The sequence below is a fragment of the Arthrobacter sp. 10T419 genome, assembly GCF_056394105.1.
On the sequence record NZ_JBFTHF010000006.1, the window covers coordinates 85,851 to 109,232 of the forward strand.

Genomic DNA, 23,382 nt, shown 5'->3' on the forward strand with positions numbered 1-23,382 from the left:
ACCAAGCCGGATCTGCTGTGCAGCTGCACAACGGCGGCGCGGCCCCGCGGCCCGCGGCCGGAGCCCCGCGTCAGCGCGCGGCGAGAACGGCGGAATAGAGTTCGCGTTTGCTGACCCTGGCGTCATCGGCCACCGCGGCGACGGCCTCCTTCAGCCGGATGCCCTGGGCGATCAGCGCGTTCACGGCCGCGACCTGGTCCTCCGGCTTACCCGGCTCCCGCTCGGGCGCACCGCCCACGACGACGGCGATCTCGCCACGGACCTCGTTGGTTTCGGCCCAGCGGAGCAGTTCGCGCAGGGTCCCGCGGATGACCTCTTCGTAGGTTTTGGTGAGTTCCCGGCAGACGGCCGCGCGGCGGTCGGCGCCGAAGCGTTCGTGCAAGGCCCGGAGCATGGGCTCCAGCCGGTGCGGCGCCTCGAAGAACACCATGGTGCGACGCTCGGCGTCGAGGTCCGCGAGCCGCGAGGTCCGTTCGCCGGCCTTCCGCGGCAGGAAGCCCTCGAAACAAAAGCGGTCCGTCGGCAGCCCGGAGAGGGCGAGCGCGGTCAGTACGGCGGACGGGCCCGGAACGGCGGTGACGGTGAGCCCGGCGGCGACGGCGCCTTCGACCAGGCGGAAGCCGGGGTCCGAGACCGAGGGCATGCCGGCGTCGGTCACCATGACCAGGGTCTTGCCGGAGCGGACCTGGTCCAGGAGTTCGCCGGTCTTGGCTGCCTCGTTGTGCTCGTGGTAGCTGATCACCCGGCCCGCCACGGTGATGCCGAGGCTTTGAACCAGCCGGTGCAGCCGCCGGGTGTCCTCGGCAGCGACGATGTCCGCCGTTTCCAGCAGCCCGATCAGCCGGGCGGAGGCGTCGCCGACGTTGCCGATCGGGGTGGCGGCAAGCACGATCCGGCCCGGTCCGGCGGCCGTCCCCGCTGCCGGAACGGCGTCGGCGGAGGCGGGTGCCGGGGAATTGCGTTGGGAGGTGCTTTGTTCGGGATCCACCCCATAAGCCTACTGCCGGCGGGCGCGCGGGACCGACGATCACGGCCGCGAAAGGTAGCATGGCAACGTGACGCAGACCCCCATGCGGCCTGCCGAGGCCGGTTCAGCCGAGGCCGTGCCCGCCGACGGCAGCCCGGACAGCACCCGCCACCACGCCCGGAGGCCGGACCTGCCGGGCACCGGACGCAACCTCGAGGGCCACCGCTGGATCAGCCGTCCCGGCAAGGCATTCGACGCCGAGGACCTGACAGAGCGGCTGATCGGCAACATCCGCAGCTGGCGCGACTATCCGCCCTCGCTGCGCCTGTGGTTCTGGCTCATCCCGGCCCTCACCGCGGTGCTTGGCGGAATCCTGCGCTTTGTCCGGCTGGACACCCCGCACAACCTGGTGTTCGACGAGACCTACTACGTCAAGGACGGCTACTCCCTCCTGGTCAGCGGCTACGAGCGCGCCTGGCCGGACAAGGCCAACGACTCCTTCATCGCGGGCAACCCCGGGGTACTGCTGGACAGCCCCGAGTACGTGGTCCACCCGCCGGTGGGCAAGTGGATGATCGCCGCCGGGATGTGGCTCTTCGGCCCGGAAAACCCCTTCGGGTGGCGCTTCGGGGCCGCCCTGACCGGCACCCTTTCGATCTTCCTGCTCGCCTTGATTGCGCAGAAGCTTTTCCGCTCGCTCACCCTGGGCGCCGTGGCCGGGGTGCTGCTGGCGGTGGACGGCCACCACCTGGTGATGTCCCGCACCTCGCTGCTGGACATTTTCCTGATGTTCTGGATCCTCGCGGCCTTTGGCGCGCTGCTGATGGACCGCGACGACGGCCGCCGCCGGCTCGCGAAGCGGCTCGGCAGACAAGCCGCGGCCTCCGCCGAGGGGCGCCCCTCCCGGCTGCAGCTTGCGGCCGGGCCGTGGCTGGGGATCCGCTGGTGGCGGCTGGCCGCCGGTGTCTGCCTCGGTCTCGCGGTCGGCACCAAATGGTCCGCCCTGTTCTTCCTGGCCGGCTTCGGGCTGATGACGGTCCTGTGGGACCTCAGCGCGCGCCGGATCGCCGGCGTGCATGGCTGGATCACGGGCGGCATCCTCAAGGACGGCATCGGCGCCTTCCTGAGCATCGTCCCGGTCGCGGCACTGGTCTACACGGCCACCTGGGCTGGCTGGTTCCGCTCCAGCAACGCCTATTTCCGGCACTGGGCCGAAACCAACCCCTCGGCCCAGTGGGGCTGGCTGCCCGATTCACTCCGTTCGTTGGCCCACTACCACCTCGAGGCCTACAAGTTCCACCAGGGCCTGAGCGCGGACCACCCCTACGAGGCGAGTGCCTGGAGCTGGCTGGTGCTGGGCCGGCCTACGTCGTTCTTCTATGAGTCGTCCAAGCAGGGAACGGCCGGCTGCGAGCTGCCCAGTTGCACCTCGGCCATCCTCTCGGTCGGCAACCCGCTGATCTGGTGGAGCGCGGCGGTCTGCCTCGGCATCTTGCTCTTCTGGTGGGCGGGCCGGCGCGACTGGCGCGCCGGGGCCATCCTGGCCGCCGTGGGCGCCGGCTACCTGCCGTGGTTCATGTACCCGGAACGCACCATGTTCTTCTTCTATGCGGTGTCCTTCGAGCCGTTCCTGGTGCTGGCCCTGGTGTACTGCCTGGGGCTGGTCCTGGGCCGGCGCACCGACCCGCTCTGGCGGCGCCGCTCCGGCCTCCTACTCGTCGCGCTGTTTGTCGTCGCGGCCGTGCTGCTCTCGGCGTTCTTTTACCCGGTGTGGACCGCGGAGCTGATTACGTACCAGGACTGGCGCCTGCGGATGTGGATGCCGTCCTGGATCTAGGGCAGGATTACTAGCGGAGCCCGCGTCCGCGGGGCCGCGGACCGGAACGGGAGACACGGGTTGTGAGAGAAGCTAGCACCGGACTGCTCGTCGAGCTGGATCCGGAAAGCAATGTCACGGACCTGCTGCTGGAGCAGCACGCCAAGGATCCGGTGCATGCGCTCTATGCCCGCAAGGGCCCCGCCGGCTGGACAGACATTCCGGCCCAGCAGTTCCTGGACCAGGTCACGGCCCTGGCCAAGGGGCTGATCGCCGGCGGACTTACCCCGGGCGAGACGGTCGCGGTCATGTCCGCCACCCGGTACGAATGGACCGTGGTGGACTTCGCCATCTGGTTCGCCGGCGGCGTCACCGTCCCCATCTATGAGACCTCCTCCGCCAGCCAGGTCGAGTGGATCCTGCACGACTCCGGCGCCCGCCGCGTCTTCGTCGAAAACGCGGCGAAGGCCACGCTGGTACAGGGCGTGCTGGACGGCTCGGAGCTGCTGGCGGGCCGGGTGCTCGGCGTGGTCCGGATGGACTACGACGGCGCGGCGCCGAACCTCGCCAGCCTGGCTGCCGCCGGCACCGGCGTCAGCGACGCCGAGCTGGAGCGGCAGCGCTCGGCGGCCGGCCTCGCCGATGTGGCCTCCCTGGTCTACACTTCCGGCACCACGGGCCGGCCCAAGGGCTGCGAAATCACGCACGGCAACTTTGCCCTCGTCGCGAAGAACATCGTCCTGTTCCTGCCGGAGATCCTGCTGCAGCCCCCCACCCGGACGCTGATGTTCCTCCCGCTGGCCCACGTCCTGGCCCGCGCCGTGCAGGTGATCTGCCTCAGTGCCGGGACCACGCTGGGCCACACCTCCAATGCCAAGGAACTGCTGGAGGACCTCGGCACGTTCCAGCCGACCTTCCTCCTCGTAGTGCCCCGGATCTTTGAGAAGGTCTATGCCGGCGCCGCGCACAAAGCGGCGCTGGCCGGCAAGGACCGCCTCTTCGAGGCGGCCGCCGCCGTCGCCGTCGACTACTCAAAGGCGCTCGAAGCCGCCGCCCGCGGTGAGGGCGCCGGGCCCGGCTGGCTCCTGCGCGCCAAGCACGGCGTCTTCGACCGGGTGCTGTACCCGAAACTGCGGCAGGCGTTCGGCGGCCGCCTCGGCTACACCGTCTCCGGGGCCAGCCCGCTCAGTTCCCACGATGCGCACTTCTTCCGCGGCGCCGGCGTCCCCGTCCTCGAAGGCTACGGCCTGACCGAAACGACGGCGCCGTGCACGGCCAACACCCCGACCCGCACCAAGGTGGGGACCGTGGGCATCCCGGTGCCCGGCACCACCATCAGGATCGCCGACGACGGCGAGATCCTGGTCAAGGGCATCGGTGTCTTCAAGGGGTACCACGCCAACGAGGCGGCCAACGCCGAAGCGTTCGTCGACGGGTTTTTCCGCACCGGCGACCTCGGCTCCCTGGACGCCGACGGTTTCCTGACCATCACGGGGCGGAAGAAGGACCTGCTGGTCACCGCGGGCGGAAAGAACGTGGCACCCGGACCGCTGGAGGAAAAGATCCGCGAGCACCAGCTGGTGGCGCAGGCAGTGGTGGTCGGTGACGGGCGGCCGTTTGTGTCAGCCCTGGTCAACCTGGACCCGGAGGGCCTGGAGAACTGGTGTGCCGCGCAGCGCATCCCCGTCATGGGCGCCACGGAGGCGGCGGCCAACGACCAGGTCCGGGCCGCCATCCAGGCCGCCGTCGACGACGCCAACGCCTTGGTGTCCAAGGCGGAGTCGATCCGCACCTTCGTGGTGCTGGACGCCGATTTCACGGTCGAGTCCGGGCACCTCACGCCGTCACTGAAGCTCAAGCGCTCCGCCGTTGTGCGTGATTTCCAGGCCCACATCGACCGGATCTACGGCTAGGGACGCGGCGCCCGGCAGCGGCGCACGCAAAAGCGGCCGGCACTCTCGTGCCGGCCGCTTTTTGTCTCTCCGGGTCTTTGGGTCTCCGGGTCTCCAGGCTTAGGAGGCGCCCTCGCGGCGAGCGGCTGCCGCTTCGTTGCTGGCGGCGTCGGTTCCGGCGTCTGCGTCGCGGCCGGCCGGGCCGTCGACGGCGCCGTTCCGGCTGCGCTTGAAGCGGCGGCCCTTGAGCTCGGCCGGGTCCGCGGCGACGTCCCCGGCGTCCTCGGCGGCGGAGGCATTCCGGACCCGGGGTGGCAGTCCGCGGCGTTTGCGGGTCGGCCAGGTGAGGATCAGCGTGAGCAGGGCTGCGAGCAGGACGAGGGCACCGATCACGATCCCGGCGTCAACCCAGAATTGGCCCGGGAACAGCCGGATCAGGGTGTCCTGAAGGGAGAAGGTCCAGGTGCCGTTGGCGAAGAAGACGCGGTGGAACTCGGTGAAGAACTGCTCCCAGCCCAGCACCGCGAGTACGCCCAGGCCGACGATGATCACGAGCGTGACAATGGAACCTGCGAACAGGCCGCGGCGTACTCCCCCGGTGCTGCGCCGGCGCAGGTACAGGATGGCAACCAGGCTGAGCACCACCAGCAAGGCACCGGCTCCGAAGGCGGAGAGGATGACAAGCTTGACGTCGGCCATGTGGCTGACTTCGCCGTCCTTGAAAAGCGGCTCGCCGGAGCGGTTCACGAGCTCGCCGAGGTAGCGCGGGCCGGACCAGTTGCTCAGGTAGTCGACAGCGTAGGAGCCGTACGTCATCCGGTCGTCGGTGTTGAAGCCGTAGCCGTCCCCCGGGAAGCCCGGGCGGTTGTATTCCACCCAGAGGAACAGCGGGCTGGTCACGGCGCGGACGGCCAGGACCAGCAGGATCACCGGGTAGCAGACCGCGAGCAGGACCTGCATCACCCGGGGGGCGACCGGCTTGGCGTTGGCGGCATGTTCGCGCTCGGCGTTGCGGCGTTCCACCTCTTCGCGCGGCGGCCGGACCTGCAGGGCCGAGGTGGGCAGCGACTCGTTGAATTCTTCCGTCCCGGCAGCGCCGGCGGGCGTGGCAGCGCCGGCCGCGGCGTCGTCGGCTGCCTTCCGTTCGGCGCGCCGGCCCTGGCGTTCACCGGCGGCCGGGGTTCCGGCCGGATCGACCGGAACCGGCGTCGCGGCCGTGCGGTCAGCGTCCTGCGTCGCGGCGGTGGGCTCAGCGTCCGGCGCCGCGGCGGTCCGCTCAGTCTCGGGAGCTCCGGACGCCGCGTCGGACCGCTTGCCCGCGCCGGCCGGCTTCATCCACTCGAAGGCAGGCTCGCCGGCGTCGTCGGCAGAATCCAGGTGCGGATCCTGCCGATTCGGAGGGGTGGGACTTTTTTCGGTCACTGCAGCTTCGCTTCCATAGGGTTCCGCGCCGCCGGGCCTTGGGCCGGCAACGCCACATATCTGACACCGAGCCTACCGTCAGGGCCTCAGCCCCGGCGAGGTGCCACCCCGTGGCCGGGCGGATTCAGGCGGAAATTTCGGCGTAACCGGCGTCCCCGCTGCCGAGGTCACCGGTGGCGCCGGAACCGTGCGCCCGCCCGCCAAACACCAGAACATACGCCCAATAAGCGGCCAGGACGGCGGCGCCGATGGTGATCTTGGCCCACACCGGCAGATCGCTCGGCGTCACATAGCCTTCAACCACGCCCGAAACCAGCAGCACCAGGACCAGGCCGAGGGCCACGGTGATGAGCGAGCGGCCCTCGGCGGCGAGCGCCTGCGAGCGGCGGCGCGGCCCGGGCGCCACCACTGCCCAGAAGATCCGCAGCCCTGCCGCGCAGGCCACGAAGACCGCCGTCAGTTCCATCAGCCCGTGCGGGAGGATGTAGCTGAAGAACACGTCGAGCTTGCCGGCGCCGGCGAAGACCCCGGCGGCGACACCGACACCCTGGGCATTGCCGATCAGAATCATCGGGACCCAGAACCCGGTGATGCCCAGCGCCACGGCCTGAGCGGCGATCCAGGCGTTGTTGGTCCAGACCAGGCCGGCGAAGGACGCGGCGGGATTCTCCGAGTAGTAGTTGATGAAGTCCTGCTCCACGTAGCGGCGGACCTCGGCATCCGAGCCCAGGGCGCGCAGGGCCTCCGGGGAGTTGCCGATCCAGAGCGCATAGGCGGCGGCGATCAGGCAGAACGCGAGCCCGCACCAGGCGGTCAGCCAGCGGATCCGGTAGAGGGCGGCGGGCAGTGCGACGACGAAGAACTGGGCGAGGTCCTCCATGAAGTTGGATCTCGCGCCGGTGAAGCGGGTGCGGGCCTGAGCGAGGCTGGCGGACAGCGCGGCGGACAGCCCGCTCTCGGGGGCCACGGACCGCAGCAGCGAAAGGTCGGCCGATGCGCCTTGGTAGAGCCGCAACAGCTCGTCGGCGTCGGTCCCGCTGAGCCTGCGCTGGTGCGCCAGCGCGTGCAGCCGCGCCCATTTGTCCCCGTTCACCAGGGAGAACGCCTCGATGTCCACGGCACCACCCTAGCGCCCGCGAACGGGCAGTTGCGGCCCCACCACGGCGCGAACGGGCAGTTCCGGCCCCGGTTGCCCCGGAAAACGTGGCGGCAAAGGTCTGTCCGCGCTCAGGACCGGCACCTGACGATGGTTAGACTGTGCCTGACTGGCAGACGAGTGGGGGTCCGGGTTGAGTTCCATCATCACAGGCGAGGGCGTCGTCCTGGAGTTGCGGCCGGCGTCGTTCGCCGCCCGGGCGCTGGGCCTGCTGCTGGACGTCCTGGCACACACCGCCGTGCTCTGGGGCCTGCTGGTGGTAGTCGGCGCCGCCGCCCCCGAGCTGGATCGTGCCGCCATGGGCGCCCTGGTCACCGTCGTCGTCGTCTTCTGCTTCGTGGTGCTGCCCGTCACGGTGGAGACCCTCAGCCGCGGCCTGTCGCTGGGGAAGCTGGCCACCGGCCTGCGGATCGTGCGCGACGACGGCGGTGCGATCCGTTTCCGGCATGCCCTGATCCGGGGGCTGATAGGTTTCCTCGAGATTTACACGACGCTGGGCGGACTGGCGATCGCCGTCGCGCTCTTCAACGGGAAGTCCAAGCGGCTCGGTGACCTGGTGGCCGGCACCTATGCGTTGCGACGGCGGGTGCAGGCCGAAGCTCCCGTGCTGCACAGCGTGCCGTTCCACCTCCAGCCCTGGGTGTCGCTCGCGGACATTGGCCGGATTCCGGACGCCGCGGCCCGCCGCGCCTCGCTCTTCATCCGCCAGGCCCACCGCATGTCCCCCGGCTCCCGGGTGGCGATGGCGCAGTCGCTGGCCACCGAGCTAGCGGCGCACGTTGCTCCCCCGCCGCCGGCCGGAACCGGGCCGGAGGAATACCTGGCCGCGGTGCTGGGCGAGCGGAGCCGCCGCGAGCTGGACCGCCTGCGGCTCACCCGGGAACGCAACGCACGCCTCGGCGCACGGCTTGGGCGGCTGCCGCACCAGCGGGCCCGCTGACCGTCGTCCGGCCGCGGGGCTCGGCGTTTGCCGGCCGCGCGGGCTCAGCGCTTGCCGTACTGGGCCCAGGGGATGTTCCAGTCACCGAAGCCTTCCAGCGGCTCCACCGGCGCCGCCCCCGTGTTCAGGGTCTGCACCACGTCGCCGGTCCTCATGTTGTTGAAGAACCACTGGGCGTCCGCCGGGAGCAGTCCAACGCAACCGTGAGAGACGTTGAACCGGCCCACCGCGCCCCATGCGGACTCCAGTGCCTGGTGGACGTAGACACCCGACGTCGTCAGCCGGTTGGCGTACTCGACGGTAAGCGGCGGGTAGTAGCCTTTGTCGCCGGGCTTGAGGCCGATGCTGCCGGCGTTGAATTTGGAGCGGCGTTCCTGCTCCATGATGACGGCGTAGCCGGAGGGTGATAGCCAGTCCTCGCCGCCGAGGGTGACCGGTGCGGTCTTGACCAGCCGGCCGTCGAAGTAGACCTTCATCGTCTTCGTGACGTCGTCCACGACGGCGAGCCGCTGCGGCCCCACTTTGTAGGACACCGGGACGTTCGAGTTGCCAACCATGCCGTTACCGAAGTCGACGCCGAACAGCTTCAGGTCCACGGTGATCCGGCTGTTGGCGGCCCAGAAGCGCTCCGGCCTGATCCGGACGCGCCGGTCCGAGTACCAGCGCCAGGCGACGGCCTGACCGGAGGAGACGGTGACCTTCACGGCCTTCTCCATGGCCGCCTTGTTGATGACCGGCTCGCTGAACACGATCTCAATGGGTTGCCCGGCGCCAATGGTGCTGCCGCCCCGCGGATAGACCGCGGCGTCGGCTTCGTTGGCCGTGGCGACGGTCGAGAAGCTTTGGACCTTTTTCGTCTCCCGGCCGGCCAGGTCCACGATCGTGAAGCTGTAGTGGTACCGGGTGTCGAACTCCAGGGGGTCCCCGGCGGTCCAGGTGGAGCCGTCCGCGCTGGTGGTGCCGGGGACGGGGGCGCCGCCGGGTTCGGGCCGCAGCACCACGTCCTTGATTACGCCGTTGACGGCTTTGACCGACGGCAGGGCGGCCGGGTTGACGTCCCGGGCGCCGTCGGTCGGCGTTACCCCGAGTTCAACGGCCTTCACGACAGGCGCAACCAGGCCCGAGACGTTGCGCATCGGCGACCCCGCTTCCGAGGGCAGGTCGCTGTCCGCCCAGACCGGGCCGGTGGCGACGCCGATTCCGCCGGCACAGATGGCGAGGCAGATCCCGGCTACTGCCAGCATCTTGCCGGTACTTCGACCGCTCTTGCCTTGCCTTACCGTCTTGGCCATCCCGCATCCCCCAACTGCAATTCCCCCATTGTGCAAATCCCCCGGCGCCTTGCCAGGCGCCCCGGCTCAGTTCGCGTACTTCGCCCAGGGGATGTTCCAGTCCCCGAAGCCGTCGTCGTACGCCGCATAGTCGCCGTCGGTGTTGACCACCTGGACCACGTCCCCGGTCGTCATGTTGTCGAAGACCCACTTGGCGCCGGCCGGTCCCAGGCCGACGCAGCCGTGCGAGAGGTTGACCTTGCCGATGTAGGGCATCGCGGAGGCCGTGGCCTGGTGGATGAACTCGCCGCTGGGGGTCAGTCGTGTGGCGTAATTGACGTCGAGCTGCCCGTAGTAGGCCGGGTCGCCCGGTTTGAGGCCGATGGTGCGGGCGTCCATGTGCTCCACCCGGTATTTCTCCATCAGCACCAGGTAGCCGCGCGCCGACGGGAACCGGGTGTCCCCCATGGTCGCGGGCCACCGCCCGACTTGCCGGTCGTTGATCGAGGCCGTGAAGGTGTGCGCCTTGGCATCCGCCACGGCGACCTTCTTGTCGCCAATGTGGACCGTGACCAACTTATTGAAGTTGCCGACCTGGCCCTTGCCCAGATTGACGCCAAAGAGCTTGATGTCCATGGTGATGGTACTGTTGGCCGCCCAGAAATTCTGCGGCCGGTACCGGACCATGGTGTTGCTGAACCAGTGGAAGTCCCCGACCTGGCCCGAGGTGGAGCTGATCTTGATTGCCTTTTCGACGGCGGCGCGGTTCAGTACCGGCTCGCTGAAGGTGAGCTGGAGCGGCTGCGCGACCCCGACCTTCATGCCGTCCAGCGGATAGATGGCAGCGTCCGCCTCGTTGGCGGTGGTCACCGTGGTGAAGCTGCGGGTGTTCTCGGTCGATCGTCCCGCGCCGTCAACCACTGAGTAGCTGTAGCTGTAGCGGGTGTTGAATTCCAGCGGCCCGGCGGCGGCCCAGCTGGATCCGTCGGCGCTGAGCTTCCCGTCCACGGACTGGCCCGTCTCGCTTGTCAGGGCCGCCCGCTCAATCCGGCCGTTGCCCACCTTCAGGGTGACCGGGGCGGCCGGGTTGACCTGGACGGCGGCGTCGGCGGGCGCGGCGGCGAGCTGGAGCGGGGGCACCACCGGGAAGGCCAGGCCTTGGGTCGATCGCTCCGGCGATCCTGCTTCGGAGGCAAAGGAGGCGTGCGCCAGGGGTCCTGCCGCGGCGAAGACTCCGCCGCCGGCTGCCAGGGCGCATACGGCTGCCAGCACGGCGGCTTTCCGGCCGGTGCTCCAGCTTTTCGGGGCGATCACAATACTCGGGTCCTTCCAGACGTTACCTTGAAAGCATATGTGAATTTCTGGTGCGGCCCGCCGTTGCCAGCGCCACGATACGGTCACAAAAGGGGCCCCGGACGCTAAGTCCGGGGCCCCTTTTGCTCGCAGTGTCGCGCTTAGTAGCGGTAGTGCTCCGGCTTGTACGGGCCGGCGACGTCGAGGTCCAGGTAGGCGGCCTGTTCCTTGGTCAGCTCGGTCAGTTGCACGCCTAGGGCGCCAAGGTGCAGCCGGGCCACCTTCTCGTCGAGGATCTTCGGCAGCACGTAAACCTGCTTTTCGTACTCGCGCTCACCTTCCGGCTGGCCCGCCTTGGTGAACAGTTCGATCTGCGCGATGGTCTGGTTGGCGAAGGAGTTGCTCATCACGAAGGAGGGGTGCCCGGTCGCGTTGCCGAGGTTCAGCAGCCGGCCCTCGGACAGGACGATGATGGAGCGCTCTTCCGCGGTCCCGGCATCGAAGACCCACTCGTGCACCTGCGGCTTGATCTCGACCTTCTTGATGCCGGGGATCCGGGCGAGCCCGGCCATGTCAATCTCGTTGTCGAAGTGGCCGATGTTGCCCACGATCGCCTTGTCGCGCATCCCGGCCATGTGCTCGGCCATGATGACGTCCTTGTTGCCCGTGGTGGTGATGAAGATGTGGCCTTCAGCCAGCACGCTCTCGAGCGTGGCCACCTGGTAGCCGTCCATCGCCGCCTGCAGCGCGCAGATCGGGTCGATTTCGGTGACGATCACGCGCGAGCCCTGGCCCCGGAACGCCTCCGCGGCGCCCTTGCCGACGTCGCCGTACCCGCATACGACGGCGACCTTGCCGCCCATCAGCACGTCGGTGGCGCGGTTGATGCCGTCCGGCAGCGAGTGGCGGATGCCGTATTTGTTGTCGAACTTGCTCTTGGTGACGGAGTCGTTGACGTTGATCGCCGGGAACAACAGCTTGCCCTGCTCGGCGAGCTGGTAGAGACGGTGGACGCCTGTGGTGGTCTCCTCGGTTACGCCGAGCAGGCGCGAGCCTATCCGGGTCCACTTCTGCGGGTCCTTCTGCAGCGAGGCGCGCAGCACCTCGAGGAAGACGCGGCCCTCCTCGGACTCATCGTCGCCTGCCGCCGGCACGGCGCCCAGGGCCTCGAATTCCGCGCCCTTGTGCACCAGCATGGTGGCGTCGCCGCCGTCGTCGAGGATCATGTTCGGGCCCAGGTCCGGGTTGCTGTCCGCACCGGGCCAGGTCAGGATCTGCTCGGCCGTCCACCAGTATTCCTCGAGCGTCTCGCCCTTCCAGGCGAACACCGGAACGCCCTGCGGGTCTTCGACGGTGCCCTGGCCGACCACGACGGCGGCTGCGGCCTCATTCTGGGTGGAGAAGATGTTGCAAGAAGCCCAGCGGACCTCGGCGCCGAGGGCGGTGAGGGTCTCGATCAGCACGGCCGTCTGCACCGTCATGTGCAGGGAGCCGGCGATCCGGGCACCCTTGAGTGGCTGGCTCGCGCCGAACTCCTCGCGCAAGGACATCAGCCCGGGCATCTCGTGCTCTGCGAGGCGGATCTGGTGCCGGCCGGCCTCGGCCAGCGAAATGTCGGCAATTTTATAGTCGAAAGTCATGGGGATCCTTTGGGGTAGCCGGAATATAGCTGAAGGGACTGCAAGTGGTTCGGCGCCGAGGCACCCTCCGATGGGTCGGCGGCGCTTGTTCCGTCCGCCGCCCGCACCGGAGGGCGGGGCTACTCTGCGGCGTGGCGGGGCGCGCCGTCGTGACGGCCGCCGTCGTGCTGATCGGAGGAGGCGGCGGTGGCCGCGGCCAGCAGCTCCGGCGGCAGCAGCAGCGGGATGCCGTCCTCGATCGTGTAGCGCAGCTTCTGCCCGTTCGAGTCGGGCGATGCGGCGACGAGCTCTTCGCCCTCCTGCACCAGGGCTGAGCCGGTCACGGGGCAGCGCAGGACAGACAACAGTTCGGGACTGATCAGTGGCATGGTGAAGGCTCCCTGGGGGCGACGCCGCTGGCGCCGGTGGCGTACGGAAATTTCAGTTCCCAGCCTACCGCCAGTTCGCGGCTCAGGAGGGTTCGCGCAGGACGCGCAGGTGCCCGCGGCGCGTACCGTCGGCGGCGGCCGGGGCTTCGAGGGCCGGATGCGCGGCACGCTGGCCCTGGGCGGGCTCTGCGGCTGCGGGCCGGACGGCGGCCTCGCGGACCGCATGGGCAAGGGCCAGCAGGTCATCGGGCCCGGGACCGGCCGGAGTGGCCGGCATCGCGAGCCTCAGGACTTCCCAGCCCCGCGGCACGGTCAGGGTACCGGCATGTTGTTCGCAAAGGTCGTAGCAGTGCGGCTCGGCGTAGGTGGCCAGCGGGCCGAGCACCGCGGTGGAGTCGGCATACACGTACGTCAAAGTAGCCACCGCCGAATTGCGGCAGGCTGACCTTGAACACTGACGAATTGCACCCACGACATCACAGACTACTCCCCCACCTGCCCGCTCCCGCGCATTGAAACGCCCGTCCGGCCCCGGGACGCCGCGCCCAGGGCGGCCGACGGCGTCGGGCGGGCTCCGACGGCGGGTCGCGGCGGCCGCCATATCGCAGAAATCAGGCGCCGGGTTTAGAGTCAAGATATGCAGTCATCGCACCATGATCCCGGCTTTACGGTCCGGTTGGCTGACCCCGGCGACGGCGGCGCCGCCAAGGGGAAGAGCTTCCGGCAACGCCGCAGGAACCGGCACGGCCGCGGCCTGCGCGGCGAGCTGATGCTCCCGACGCTGCCCGGCTACCGGACACGTTCGGACCGCTTCGATGACTTTGTCCTGGATTCGGCCCAGCGCCTGCACGATATCTGGGGCAAGCCGCTGGACGGGGTCCGTTTTGCGGTCGAGGAAATCCCGCCCGGACTCGAGAAGCTCGTAGCCGACGGCACCCCGGCGCCGATGGGCTCCTACACACCGGCGACGGCGGAGGAGGGCCCCGTGATCACGCTTTACCGGAGGGTTGTCGAGCAGGCCTGCGGCAGCCGCGACGAACTCCAGGACCTCGTGCATGACGTGGTGGTGGAGCGTACCGCGGAGATGCTCGGCGTCCCGCCCGAGTCGCTGGACCCGGTGTACCGCCGCCGCTATTAGGCCGCCGTTGCTGAGCGCCGGCCGTCGCGATTAGTACCCGAGGGTGACCGGGATCTGTTCCTGGCCGGCCGCCCCGGGGAGAACCGGGATGCTGGCGATGTCGGACCTGCCGCCCTGCTGCAGCATGACGGCCCCGTAGGCCGCATCCCCCGCCGCCGAGACCAGGTACCCCACCAGCGGCGAGCCACCCACGTCCCCGGGAATTCTGACGGAGGCGGTGGTTCCGCCGGCAATGTCCATTGTGGCCGCGGCCCGGACCTTGCCGTCGGCAGTGATCGGCGTGTACGAGATCTTGGCGCGGCCTTCAGGCGCGCCGAACATCAGGAACCGCTCGCCCGTCCGGGGCACCGGAACGACGTGCTGGCTTCCGAGCCTCGCCGAAGACGGCGCCCAGGCCAAATCGGCGGCTTCCTCGGCATTGAGCCCACGGGTGACCCGGGCCGCGGCGGCGAAGGAAACGTCCGAGCTGGCCGCCACCGTGTAGTGCCCCGCCGGGACGCCCGCGAGGGAGACCTCGGTGACGGCGCCCGACTTGGCGGTGACTACGCCGCCGCCGGGCAGGGCCTTTTGGCCGTCGCGCCCGAATAGTTTCACTTCCACCACGGCGTCCGCGGCGCCGGGGACGGTGATCTGCAGGGCAGGTTTGGCGTCGGCAAAGCCGGTTTTGGCGGCCAGCGCCGCCAGGGCGTCCGGGTTCTGGATATCAATGCCGGAGATGACCTGGCGGGTCGCGGGGGCCGTTCCCGGCGAAATGAAATCCACCCCGCCGGGGGTCAGCCCGCGCAGCACGCTTTGCTGGATGACGGCTGCGACGGGGCCGCCGGTGCTGCGCACCCGCACGCTCAGCTGGTCCTGCCCGGGCGCCAGGCCGGCCAGGATGATGGACCGGGTGCTGCCCGGCGCGACCAGCAGCCCGCGGCTGCCGGGGGCCTGGATGGGGCCTTTGGCGCCGAAGAGATCCAGGCTGACGGTAGCCGGCGTCCCGGAGGCGTTGCTGAGGTTCAGCACGGCGGTCCGGCCGAGGGCGGTGTTCGCCCCGACCAGCCACAGGTCGTTGGCCGGACGCTGGCAGGCGGCGGCAGCCGTGCCGCGCAGATCCCCGTCCGTGGCCGTGTAGCTCATCACGGCCCCGGCAGAGGGCTGCTGGTTTCCCTGGGCATCCGCGCTGAGCACACTGACGGCGTCGACAGCGCGCTGCGGCACCACGCCGGCCCGCAGCGCCGAAGGGGCGCCCGGGGCGGGGCTTGCGGCCGGCCCCGCGGTGGCAGGGGTGGCCTTGGCAAGTTCCACCAGCCGGCTGCCGGCCAGCGCGGCGAGCCGGCTTCCGGGAAGTGCGCCGGTGCTGGAACTGATGACGACGGCGCTGACCGCGCTCTTGGCGGTCGCCGATTCCGGGCTGAACTGCGGGTCGGTGCCGACGGGCGTGCCTTCGAGCAGCCGTGCAGGTCCGGGGCAGATGCCCACGCTGCTGCCGGCCGGAACCGCGGCCAGCGGCGCCTCCAGCGGCCGGCTGCCGGTGACCTGCGGGGTGAGTGCGGCTGCCGCGACCAGCCCGCCGCCGGCGGCGACGAGCACTGCGGCGGAGAGAACTCCGCCGACGGCCCCCGAGAGGCTCTTCAGCCGGGCCAACGCGGTAACCCCGGTGTGGGCCGTGTCCGGCTGGGCGCCGCGTGCGCTTCTGTCCCGCCGGCTCTCAACCGCCGGTGTCTGGGGCTGCTTGGCCGGTTCGGGCCGTTCCGGAGGCGTTGGGGCCCCATGGTTGTCATGCATGCTGATGTTCCTTACGCAGGGAGCCTTCGTCCCTGGAGAGCCCGGTGTTCGGGCGGCGGGCAGGCATCGGAATGGCCAGCAGGATTGTCAGGCCGATCACGACGGCCTGGACGATTCCGGTCCAGAGGGCCCACGGGTTTTCGTAGCGGATGCTGAGCTGGCCGCCCTGGGCCGGCAGGGTAAACGCCTGCGCCCAGTCGGCGGTGGTGGCGGTCAGGCGCCGGCCATCGAGCCAGGCGCTCCAGCCCGGATCGGCGCGGTCGGCGAGGACCACCAGCCGGCCTTCGGGCCCGGCAGGCACGGCCGCGTCGGCGGCGACCACCCCGGCGGGCAGCAGCCCGACGGTGGTGCCGGCAGCGTTGACGACGCGCACGCGGTGCGCGACGTCGGCGGCCTTGGCAGCCGTCTCGTTCAGCGGGCTGATCCGCCACAACCAGCCGACGTCGGTCTGGCCGACGGCCACGAGGCCGGGAACGGCGTCCATCCGGCTGGCCGTCAGTTCCGCCGAGCTGTCGCTGGCCTCCAGGACCACGAACCCGACGCCGAGCTGCTCGAGCTGCCGGCGGGGGTCCACGCCCTGGCCGGCGGCAATCGTGGCGACCACGCTGCGCAGGGAAGCCGCGACGGCGTCGTCGTCCCGGACCGTTTCCTTGCCCGGCTCGCCCATCACCTGACGGGCGGAGGCCACGGCGGACAGCTCGTCCAGCCTGGTACCGTCGCCCCGCATGAGCGCGGCCGCGAACGTTCCGTCCTCCTTGGCGGAGAGGACCAGGGTCCGGGTCTGTTCCGGTCCCTCGCCGCGGTCGATGGCCGTCGCCGGGAGCGTGCGGGCCTTGCTGGCCTGGACCAGCCGGCGGGTGCCGAGCGCACCATTGCCATGGTCAGCGTTGGTGTCCGCATCCGCCCCCGCGATGCTGCCGGCGGCGGCATCTGACGCGTCCCCGCCCGGGGCGGCCGCGGCGGCCGGAGGCGGGTCGGACTGCAGCACGTTGTGCGCGGCCCACGCGGCGAGCCCGGCCAGGGGCCCGGCGAGCAGGAGCACCGTTGCGGTGACGGCGGTGCCCCGGATGAGGATTTTGCGAACCAAAAACGCCCGGCCCGGTGCGGCCGTAGCGGTCGCGTCTGCGGCGTCGAGGACGGCTTCGGCGCCGAGCAGCGCCGCCCCCAGCAGCGCGAACGCCGCCGCCGATACCGTTGGCCCGGTGAAAGGGGAGACCAGAACGTCGGCGCTGGCGCCGGTGGCGACGTGCCCGGCCAGCCAGCCGCCCGCCAGCATCAGCACGGCGGCGGCCCAGAAACTGCGGGCCAGCCGCGGCCGCCGGCCCGTGCCACGCCGGCCCGGGAGGAACAGAGCGGTGAGGGCCAGCAGCAGGAGGGGCAGGCCTAGCAGCAGTGCCAGCAGCAGCGCCCACGGCACGGCCCCCGGCCCGAAGACCGTCAGTCCGGCCAGGCCGGCGCCGGACTCGAACCGCAGCGGCTGCCCCAGCGCCTGCTGCCAGAGCGGCGCGGCATCGAAGCCCAGCGGCAGGCCCGGGTCGGCCAGCAGGGCCCGCGGCCGGTCCAGGGCAGAGAGGGCAAAGGGAAGGAACAGGGCAAGGCTGGGAAGCAGCGACCACCAGACGGTCCGCCCACGGCCTCGCAGCAGCACGCCGCACAGTATGACGACGGTGAAGGAGGGCAGCAGCAGCGAGGGCGCCGCCGCGGTAACGACTGCCAGCGCCAGTCCCGCCGCGGCCGCCGCGGTCCAGGACGGCGTGCCGTTGATTCCGGGCTTGACGGGAGGCGCCTCGGTGAAGCGCCGCTCGCCCGGCGCGGGGACGGCGTAGCGTCCGCGGCCCGGGACGGAGCCGGTGGCGCGGAGCAGGGCCATGACTAGCAACGGCATCATCACGTGCGCAATGAGCGCGCCGAGGCGGCCCTGGTTGAGTGCCACCTGGAGGGCGGGAGCGCCGGCCCAGATGAGCGCGGCAACAAGACGCAGCCTGCGCCGGCGCGTCAGGGCGCCGGCGGCGAACCAGGCCCCCAGCGCGGACAACGGCATGGCCAGCACCAGCAGCCAGGCCACGGCGCCGTTGGTGTTGCCGGCGCCAAGGACGCCCAGCCCCCAGAGCACGTAGCCGAACGGGTCGCCGTGGCCCGGCAGGCCGGCACCGAGGGCAATCCACCAGCCAGAGGCATGGTTCCAGATGTCGCCGAGGCGGGCCGAGACCGGGATCAGCGCCCCGCCGGTGACTGCGTCGGCGCGGAACAGGCTCAGCAGGCCGATCAGGGAGGCTGCGGCGGTGAGCAGCAGCGCCAGCAGGGCGCCGTTTCCCGCCCAGCCGCGCCCGGTGATGTCCAGGGCGGCGAAGTCGTCGGCGGAATCACCGCTGGGCTGTTCGGCCAGCGGGTCGTGCCTGGACGACGCGTCGGTATCGTCGGATCCGAGCGCCTCCATCAGCGAACGCCGGTGCGCCCAGACCTCGCGCCGCGGCGTCTGCAGCCCCTTGATGACGGAGCGGCGGATGCGCCGTGTGCGGGCCGCGTTGCGCCGGCCGCGGTACACGGCCGCGGGCCTCCCGAGGGCGCCAAGGGTTGCCAGCAGCTGGGAGAATCCGTGGCCGGGGTCCTTGACGGCGATGCTGAGGACAAGTTTGAAGAGGCTGCCCAGCAGGGCGCCGACGGCGTGCAGCGGAACCTTCCAGGCCGAGGCGTGCTTGAGCCGCAGGTGGACCTGGGCCTTGCGGGCCGCCGTCGCGTTGCCCTGGGCGTGCGGCCGGTGCGACACGTGGAAGATCCGGGCGCTCGGGACCACCACTACGCGGTGGCCGGCGAGCCGGTTGCGCCAGCAGAAGTCGACGTCGTCGCCGCTGCCCGGAAGGGCAGGGTCGAAGCCGCGGAGCTCCTCCCAGACGTCGCGGCGCACCAGCATGCCGGCCGAGTTGACGGCGAAGGTGTCGCTGCGGCCGTCGTACTGGCCCTGGTCGAGTTCGTCGGCTTCGATCAGCGTCAGGCGCTCGGCCCAGCGGCTGGTGGAAAGTCCGACGTCGATCAGCCGTCGGCCTGCGTGCCAGTCCAGCTGCTTGCAGCCGGCCACGGTGACCGATGGCGCCCGCTCCACGGCGTGCAGGAGCTCGGCGAGGGCCTCGGGAGCCGGCGCGGCGTCGTCGTGCAGCAACCAGATCCACTCGGAGGCGGCGTGCCCGGCGTCCCCGCGCCAGGGCGCGAGCGCCTTCAGTCCGGCCTGGACGGCACCGCCCATACCGGTCCTGGCCTGGTCGAAGACGGTGACGCTGGCTTTGCCGAGCGCCTGCTCAAGCAGTGCCGCCGAGTCGTCGCGTGATCCGGTGTCGATCCCGATGGCTGCATCCGCTGGACGGGTCTGCGCCGCCAATGCCGCCAGGGTCCTGGGGAGATAGTCACCGCCGTTGTGGGCTACCACAACGGCGGTGACTCGTACTTCTTGAAGAATTAGACTGCCCGCTTCCTAAGCCGGCGGCGTTCCCGCTCGGAGAGGCCGCCCCAGATGCCGAAGCGCTCGTCGTTGGACAAGGCGTACTCCAGGCACTGTGAGCGTACATTGCATGCACCGCACACCTTCTTGGCGTCGCGGGTGGAGCCTCCCTTTTCAGGGAAGAAGGCCTCCGGGTCGGTCTGCGCGCAGAGTGCGTCTGTCTGCCATCCGAGCTCGCCTTCGTCATCGAAGTCCTGCCGGGACGGCAACCCGATCCACACCGGCTGGGCGGTGGTTCCGGAGTGCAGGGTCTGCAGTTCCATTGGCGGGTCGAGCGGATCATTGTCCTGCTCCGGATTCCCCGCCAGAAGTGCTTCATGGGCTGCGAGGAAGGCCGTGGCCTGGTCCTGCAGCGAATCCTGGGTGTGTTCGTTGTACCGCTCCGCGGCGTCCGGATCGGCCGGGTCGACGTACCAGTCACTCGGCACCCCGCGTGAACGGTATTTTGCCGTCGCCTGGCCGGCGACAACTTCATCTTCATGGATACGCTCTGCAAGCCCCATTGGCGTTCCCTCTCTGATTTTGCAGCCTTTGCCTGACCCTCGGACACTCGGTTGTGTGCCGCCTGATGCGCATTGGCTTTCGATACCTAATTACACGTGTGTAAGTATCCGGGAGTCAAGCCGCAGCGGAGATAATAATCAATTCCCGTCAGAATGCCGGGGCACGCCACGCCCGGGAGTTTTCGCGCTCCGTCCGCCCGCTGGCAAGGAATTGACAGCCTGCTGACCACTTTCTTGTGCTTTTTCTGCGATTCTCCTGCGTTTACGCTGATTTTCCGGCGCCGCCCTCCACCGCCCTGCCACCCTCCAGGACGGGTCCCCGCTCCGGCCGTGACCGAGATCACGCCCGCGCCGCCGTGGCAAGATGAGGGCATGAGCATCCCGGCAATCGAACTGATGACAGCCCTGCGATCCGGCCAGTCGACCTCGCCCCGGTTGACTTGGTACGGGCCCGACGCCGAACGCGTGGAGCTCTCCGGCCGGGTGCTGGACAACTGGGTGGCCAAGACCAGCAATCTCTTGCAGGACGAGTTGGACGCCGAGCCGGGAACGCGGTTGAGACTGGATCTGCCGGCGCACTGGAAATCCGTGGTGCTCGCGCTGGCCGCCTGGCAGCTCGGCATGGAGGTGGTGCTCGACGCCGCGGAAGCCGAGCTGCTTGCCACCGCGGAGCCGGGGCCGGCGGCCGCGGAAGGTGCGTTCGACGCCGTCGTGGCGGTCGCGCTGCCGGCGCTGGCGATGCGCTGGCTGGGCGAGTTGCCTTCCGGCGTCGTGGACTACGCCGCCGAGGTGCGCTCCCATGGCGACTTCTTCATGCCGCACGTGGACCCGGAAGCCGGCCGCCGGGCCGTGCGGGGTGCTGCGGGCGGGGCGTACAGCCACGCTGACCTGCTGCAGGGTTTTGCCGTGCCGGCGAAGGGCCCGGCGGCGGAGTCCGCGGAGGGCGGGGAGCGGCTGCTGGTCCGGGCCGCCGAGGGCCTCGAATCGGTTCTGGCGCAGTCCCTCGGGGCGTGGCAGCGCGATGGTTCCGTGGTGCTGGTGCACCCGGACGTTGCGGTGACCGACCGGCTGCTCAGTGACGAGCGCGTCAGCCGGAGCTGACCCGGGCCGGTCTTGTCAGCGGCGGGACCGGATCAGCGATGGTCGGGTTCGACTCCGGGAACGTCCGGGTCCTGGAGGCCCTGCCCGGGAACTCTGACGGTGTCCTGGCCGTGCGGGTGCCGTTCGATGATTTCGTGGTCGTGCGAGAACTCCGGCTCGTCGTCGAGTTCCTTGTTGAAAACCAGGAAGCGGTAGGCGAAGAACCGCACCACCGTGGCGACGAGGATGCCGACGATGCCGGCGGAGAAAAGCATGTTCTTGTCCGTGATGCCCATGCCGTACTTGGCGAGGGCGGTGAGGCCGGTGGAGATGCCGATGCCAATGCCGTTGATGAGGACGAACATGGCGAATTCACGCAGCACGTTTTCCTGGCGCCGGTGGCGGAAGGTCCAGAAGCGGTTCGCGATCCAGGAAAAGATCGTGGCGACGGTTGCACCGACGAAGCGGGCCTTCGCCTCGCTGTCGGACATGGCGCCGTGCATCAGGTAGTACGTCAGGCCGTTGTCGATGATGAAGGCGACACCGCCGACGGCGCCGAACTTGGCCACTTCGCGCCAGAAGAGCGAGGCAAGCCCACGCGCACGATCTGCAAGTGTGTTAATCATGACCCTCCATGGCCGTTTGAATCTGGTGGAATCTGGCGGCCACATGGCCAACGGCCCATTTTAGCGCCGTTTCCCGGGTGTGCGCCCCCAGCCGGCCCCAATCCGCGGCGGCGCCCGGCAAACCGCGCCGAAAATGCCGCTGTTTAGAGGGCTGTTTGGGCGGCCCGGGCGTGCGAAGGCCGGTTCCGCGCAGGTGTTCGGTAGGCTGGGAGATGTGACTTTTCCTGTAATCGGTGTGGTTGGCGGCGGCCAGCTTGCCCGCATGATGGCCCCTGCCGCGACCGCCCTCGGCTTCGAACTCCGTGTCCTCGCCGAGGCTGAGGACGTTTCCGCCGTCGCGGCCGTGGCCAAGGCTCCGGTCGGCGACTACACGGACCTTGACCACCTGCTGGAGTTCTCCCGTGGCCTGGACGTGCTGACCTTTGACCATGAGCATGTCCCCACCGGGCACCTGCGCGCCCTGATCGAGGCCGGCGTCAACGTCCACCCGGGCCCGGATGCCCTCGTCAACGCCCAGGACAAGCTGGTGATGCGCGCAGCGATCGACCGGCTGGAGCTTCCCAACCCGCGCTGGGCCGCCGTGGCGGACGTGCAGGATCTGGTTGCCTTCGGGGACGACGCCGGCTGGCCGGTGGTGCTCAAGACGCCGCGGGGCGGCTACGACGGCAAGGGCGTCCGGATCGTCGCCTCCGCCGACGATGCCGCGGACGCGGCCGACTGGTTCGAGGCGATGAGCCCGCTGCTGGCCGAGGCCAAGGTGGAGTTCAGCCGTGAACTCTCGGCCATGGTTGCGCGGACGCCCGACGGCGAATCCCGGGCCTGGCCGGTGGTCCACACCGTCCAGGTCGACGGTGTCTGCGACGAAGTCATCGCCCCCGCCCTGGACATCCCGCTGGAGGTCGCCGCCGCGGCCGAGGACGCCGCCGTCCGGATCGCCAACGAGCTCGGCGTCACCGGCGTCATGGCCGTGGAGATGTTCGAAACCCCCGGGGTCGGCGCCGGCTTCCTGATCAATGAACTCGCCATGCGTCCGCACAACACCGGCCACTGGACGCAGGACGGCTCGGTCACGAGCCAGTTCGAACAGCACCTGCGCGCCATCCTGAACCTGCCGCTGGGAGCCACCGACCTGCTGGGACCTGTGGTGGTCATGAAGAATTTCCTCGGCGGCGCGAACCAGAACCTGTTCTCCGCCTACCCCGCGGCCCTCGCGAGTGAGCCGGCCGCCAAAGTCCACTGCTACGGCAAGGCCGTGCGGCCTGGCCGCAAAATCGGGCACGTCAATCTGGTCGGGGCCTCTGCCGCCGACGTCGACTCCGTCCGGCAGCGGGCCGCGACTGTCGCCAACATCATCCGGGACGGACGGGCGCATGCCGCCGACCCGGGGAACCCTGAGGAGAACGCGTGAACGCCAGCACCGAAGCCCAAGACTCCGTTTCCCGGAACTCCGGCAACGGGGCCGCCCCGATTGTGGGCCTCGTGATGGGGTCCGACTCCGACTGGCCCGTGATGGAGGCCGCCGCCGAGGCGCTGGCCGAATTCGGTATCCCCTTCGAAGCCGACGTCGTCTCCGCCCACCGCATGCCCACCGAGATGATCCGCTACGGGCAGACCGCGCATGAACGCGGCCTGCGCGTGATCATCGCCGGCGCCGGCGGCGCAGCACACCTCCCCGGCATGCTCGCCTCCGTGACTCCCCTGCCCGTGATTGGCGTGCCCGTGCCGCTGAAGACCCTGGACGGGATGGACTCGCTGCTGTCCATCGTTCAGATGCCCGCCGGTGTGCCGGTGGCCACGGTCTCGATCGCCGGCGCCCGCAACGCCGGGTTGCTCGCGGTCCGGATGCTGGCCTCGGGCACGGACGCACTCGCGGACCAGCTGCGGTCCGAACTGGTGCAGTTTGCCCAGGAACTCAACGACGCCGCCACCCGGAAGGGTGCGAACCTGCGCAGCAAGGTGGCCGAAGTCTTCTCGGACGAAAACAGCGTCACGCGGGGCGGCCGGTAG

Annotated in this window: 19 protein-coding genes; 7 read left to right on the plus strand and 12 right to left on the minus strand. The window is 70.0% G+C overall.

The window, feature by feature from the left end:
• Nucleotides 1-70 precede the first annotated feature (70 nt).
• Nucleotides 71-988, minus strand: a complete 918-nt coding sequence (rsmI, locus tag AC1DBD_RS11670; RefSeq protein WP_476982157.1) for a 16S rRNA (cytidine(1402)-2'-O)-methyltransferase — start codon at nucleotides 986-988, stop codon at nucleotides 71-73.
• A 67-nt stretch (nucleotides 989-1,055) separates the two neighbouring features.
• On the opposite strand from rsmI, the gene AC1DBD_RS11675 reads away from it, so the two are divergent.
• Nucleotides 1,056-2,804, plus strand: coding sequence for a dolichyl-phosphate-mannose--protein mannosyltransferase (locus AC1DBD_RS11675; RefSeq protein WP_476982158.1), 1,749 nt, complete (start codon nucleotides 1,056-1,058; stop codon nucleotides 2,802-2,804).
• Between the two features lie 62 nt (nucleotides 2,805-2,866).
• A complete protein-coding gene (locus AC1DBD_RS11680; protein WP_476982159.1) occupies nucleotides 2,867-4,696 on the plus strand; it encodes an AMP-dependent synthetase/ligase in 1,830 nt (609 codons plus the stop codon).
• A 99-nt stretch (nucleotides 4,697-4,795) separates the two neighbouring features.
• Here AC1DBD_RS11680 and AC1DBD_RS11685 read toward each other — a convergent pair whose 3' ends face one another.
• Both AC1DBD_RS11685 and AC1DBD_RS11690 read right to left on the minus strand, forming a co-directional pair.
• Nucleotides 4,796-6,097, minus strand: coding sequence for a TIGR01906 family membrane protein (locus AC1DBD_RS11685; RefSeq protein ID WP_476982160.1), 1,302 nt, complete (start codon nucleotides 6,095-6,097; stop codon nucleotides 4,796-4,798).
• A gap of 124 nt (nucleotides 6,098-6,221) precedes the next feature.
• Nucleotides 6,222-7,214, minus strand: a complete 993-nt coding sequence (locus tag AC1DBD_RS11690) for a stage II sporulation protein M (RefSeq protein ID WP_476982161.1) — start codon at nucleotides 7,212-7,214, stop codon at nucleotides 6,222-6,224.
• 172 nt (nucleotides 7,215-7,386) lie between these two features.
• Here AC1DBD_RS11690 and AC1DBD_RS11695 point away from each other — a divergent pair, with 172 nt between their 5' ends.
• Entirely contained in the window at nucleotides 7,387-8,193 is an 807-nt protein-coding gene (locus AC1DBD_RS11695) for an RDD family protein (protein WP_441418462.1), read from the plus strand.
• Between the two features lie 44 nt (nucleotides 8,194-8,237).
• Here the strand turns inward: AC1DBD_RS11695 and AC1DBD_RS11700 are convergent, their stop codons facing one another.
• The 5 genes from AC1DBD_RS11700 to AC1DBD_RS11720 all read right to left on the minus strand — a co-directional run bounded on the left by AC1DBD_RS11700 (nucleotide 8,238) and on the right by AC1DBD_RS11720 (nucleotide 13,237).
• Nucleotides 8,238-9,437, minus strand: coding sequence for a L,D-transpeptidase (locus AC1DBD_RS11700; RefSeq protein WP_476926094.1), 1,200 nt, complete (start codon nucleotides 9,435-9,437; stop codon nucleotides 8,238-8,240).
• Nucleotides 9,438-9,551: 114 nt separating this feature from the next.
• Nucleotides 9,552-10,775 carry a L,D-transpeptidase gene (locus AC1DBD_RS11705; RefSeq protein WP_476982203.1) on the minus strand — a complete coding sequence of 408 codons (1,224 nt, stop codon included), beginning with the start codon at nucleotides 10,773-10,775 and terminating at the stop codon, nucleotides 9,552-9,554.
• A 143-nt stretch (nucleotides 10,776-10,918) separates the two neighbouring features.
• Nucleotides 10,919-12,397 (minus strand): adenosylhomocysteinase, encoded by a 1,479-nt coding sequence (ahcY, locus tag AC1DBD_RS11710; protein ID WP_441418464.1) that lies wholly within the window; start codon nucleotides 12,395-12,397, stop codon nucleotides 10,919-10,921.
• Between the two features lie 119 nt (nucleotides 12,398-12,516).
• Nucleotides 12,517-12,765: a Trm112 family protein gene (locus tag AC1DBD_RS11715; protein ID WP_441418465.1), complete on the minus strand. Its 249-nt coding sequence runs from the start codon at nucleotides 12,763-12,765 to the stop codon at nucleotides 12,517-12,519.
• Between the two features lie 82 nt (nucleotides 12,766-12,847).
• Nucleotides 12,848-13,237, minus strand: a complete 390-nt coding sequence (locus tag AC1DBD_RS11720; RefSeq protein WP_476982162.1) for a DUF3499 domain-containing protein — start codon at nucleotides 13,235-13,237, stop codon at nucleotides 12,848-12,850.
• A gap of 165 nt (nucleotides 13,238-13,402) precedes the next feature.
• Here AC1DBD_RS11720 and AC1DBD_RS11725 point away from each other — a divergent pair, with 165 nt between their 5' ends.
• Nucleotides 13,403-13,903: a metallopeptidase family protein gene (locus AC1DBD_RS11725; RefSeq protein WP_441418466.1), complete on the plus strand. Its 501-nt coding sequence runs from the start codon at nucleotides 13,403-13,405 to the stop codon at nucleotides 13,901-13,903.
• Nucleotides 13,904-13,933: 30 nt separating this feature from the next.
• Here the strand turns inward: AC1DBD_RS11725 and AC1DBD_RS11730 are convergent, their stop codons facing one another.
• The 3 genes from AC1DBD_RS11730 to AC1DBD_RS11740 are packed head-to-tail and all read right to left on the minus strand — an operon-like array spanning nucleotide 13,934 to nucleotide 19,669.
• Entirely contained in the window at nucleotides 13,934-15,673 is a 1,740-nt protein-coding gene (locus AC1DBD_RS11730; RefSeq protein WP_476982163.1) for a DUF5719 family protein, read from the minus strand.
• Entirely contained in the window at nucleotides 15,666-19,094 is a 3,429-nt protein-coding gene (locus AC1DBD_RS11735) for a glycosyltransferase family 2 protein (protein WP_476982164.1), read from the minus strand. The genes AC1DBD_RS11730 and AC1DBD_RS11735 overlap by 8 nt, the downstream gene beginning before the upstream one ends.
• Nucleotides 19,095-19,123: 29 nt before the next feature.
• On the minus strand, nucleotides 19,124-19,669 hold the full coding sequence (locus AC1DBD_RS11740; RefSeq protein ID WP_175322802.1) for a WhiB family transcriptional regulator: 546 nt from the start codon (nucleotides 19,667-19,669) through the stop codon (nucleotides 19,124-19,126).
• A 372-nt stretch (nucleotides 19,670-20,041) separates the two neighbouring features.
• Here AC1DBD_RS11740 and AC1DBD_RS11745 point away from each other — a divergent pair, with 372 nt between their 5' ends.
• A complete protein-coding gene (locus tag AC1DBD_RS11745) occupies nucleotides 20,042-20,770 on the plus strand; it encodes a TIGR03089 family protein (protein ID WP_476982165.1) in 729 nt (242 codons plus the stop codon).
• 32 nt (nucleotides 20,771-20,802) lie between these two features.
• Here AC1DBD_RS11745 and AC1DBD_RS11750 read toward each other — a convergent pair whose 3' ends face one another.
• Nucleotides 20,803-21,375: a GtrA family protein gene (locus tag AC1DBD_RS11750; RefSeq protein ID WP_441418470.1), complete on the minus strand. Its 573-nt coding sequence runs from the start codon at nucleotides 21,373-21,375 to the stop codon at nucleotides 20,803-20,805.
• A 214-nt stretch (nucleotides 21,376-21,589) separates the two neighbouring features.
• Here AC1DBD_RS11750 and AC1DBD_RS11755 point away from each other — a divergent pair, with 214 nt between their 5' ends.
• Together AC1DBD_RS11755 and purE are read left to right on the plus strand one after the other, a co-directional pair.
• Nucleotides 21,590-22,783, plus strand: a complete 1,194-nt coding sequence (locus AC1DBD_RS11755; RefSeq protein ID WP_476982166.1) for a 5-(carboxyamino)imidazole ribonucleotide synthase — start codon at nucleotides 21,590-21,592, stop codon at nucleotides 22,781-22,783.
• A gap of 74 nt (nucleotides 22,784-22,857) precedes the next feature.
• Complete coding sequence (purE, locus tag AC1DBD_RS11760) at nucleotides 22,858-23,382, plus strand: 5-(carboxyamino)imidazole ribonucleotide mutase (protein ID WP_476893291.1); 525 nt, start codon at nucleotides 22,858-22,860, stop codon at nucleotides 23,380-23,382.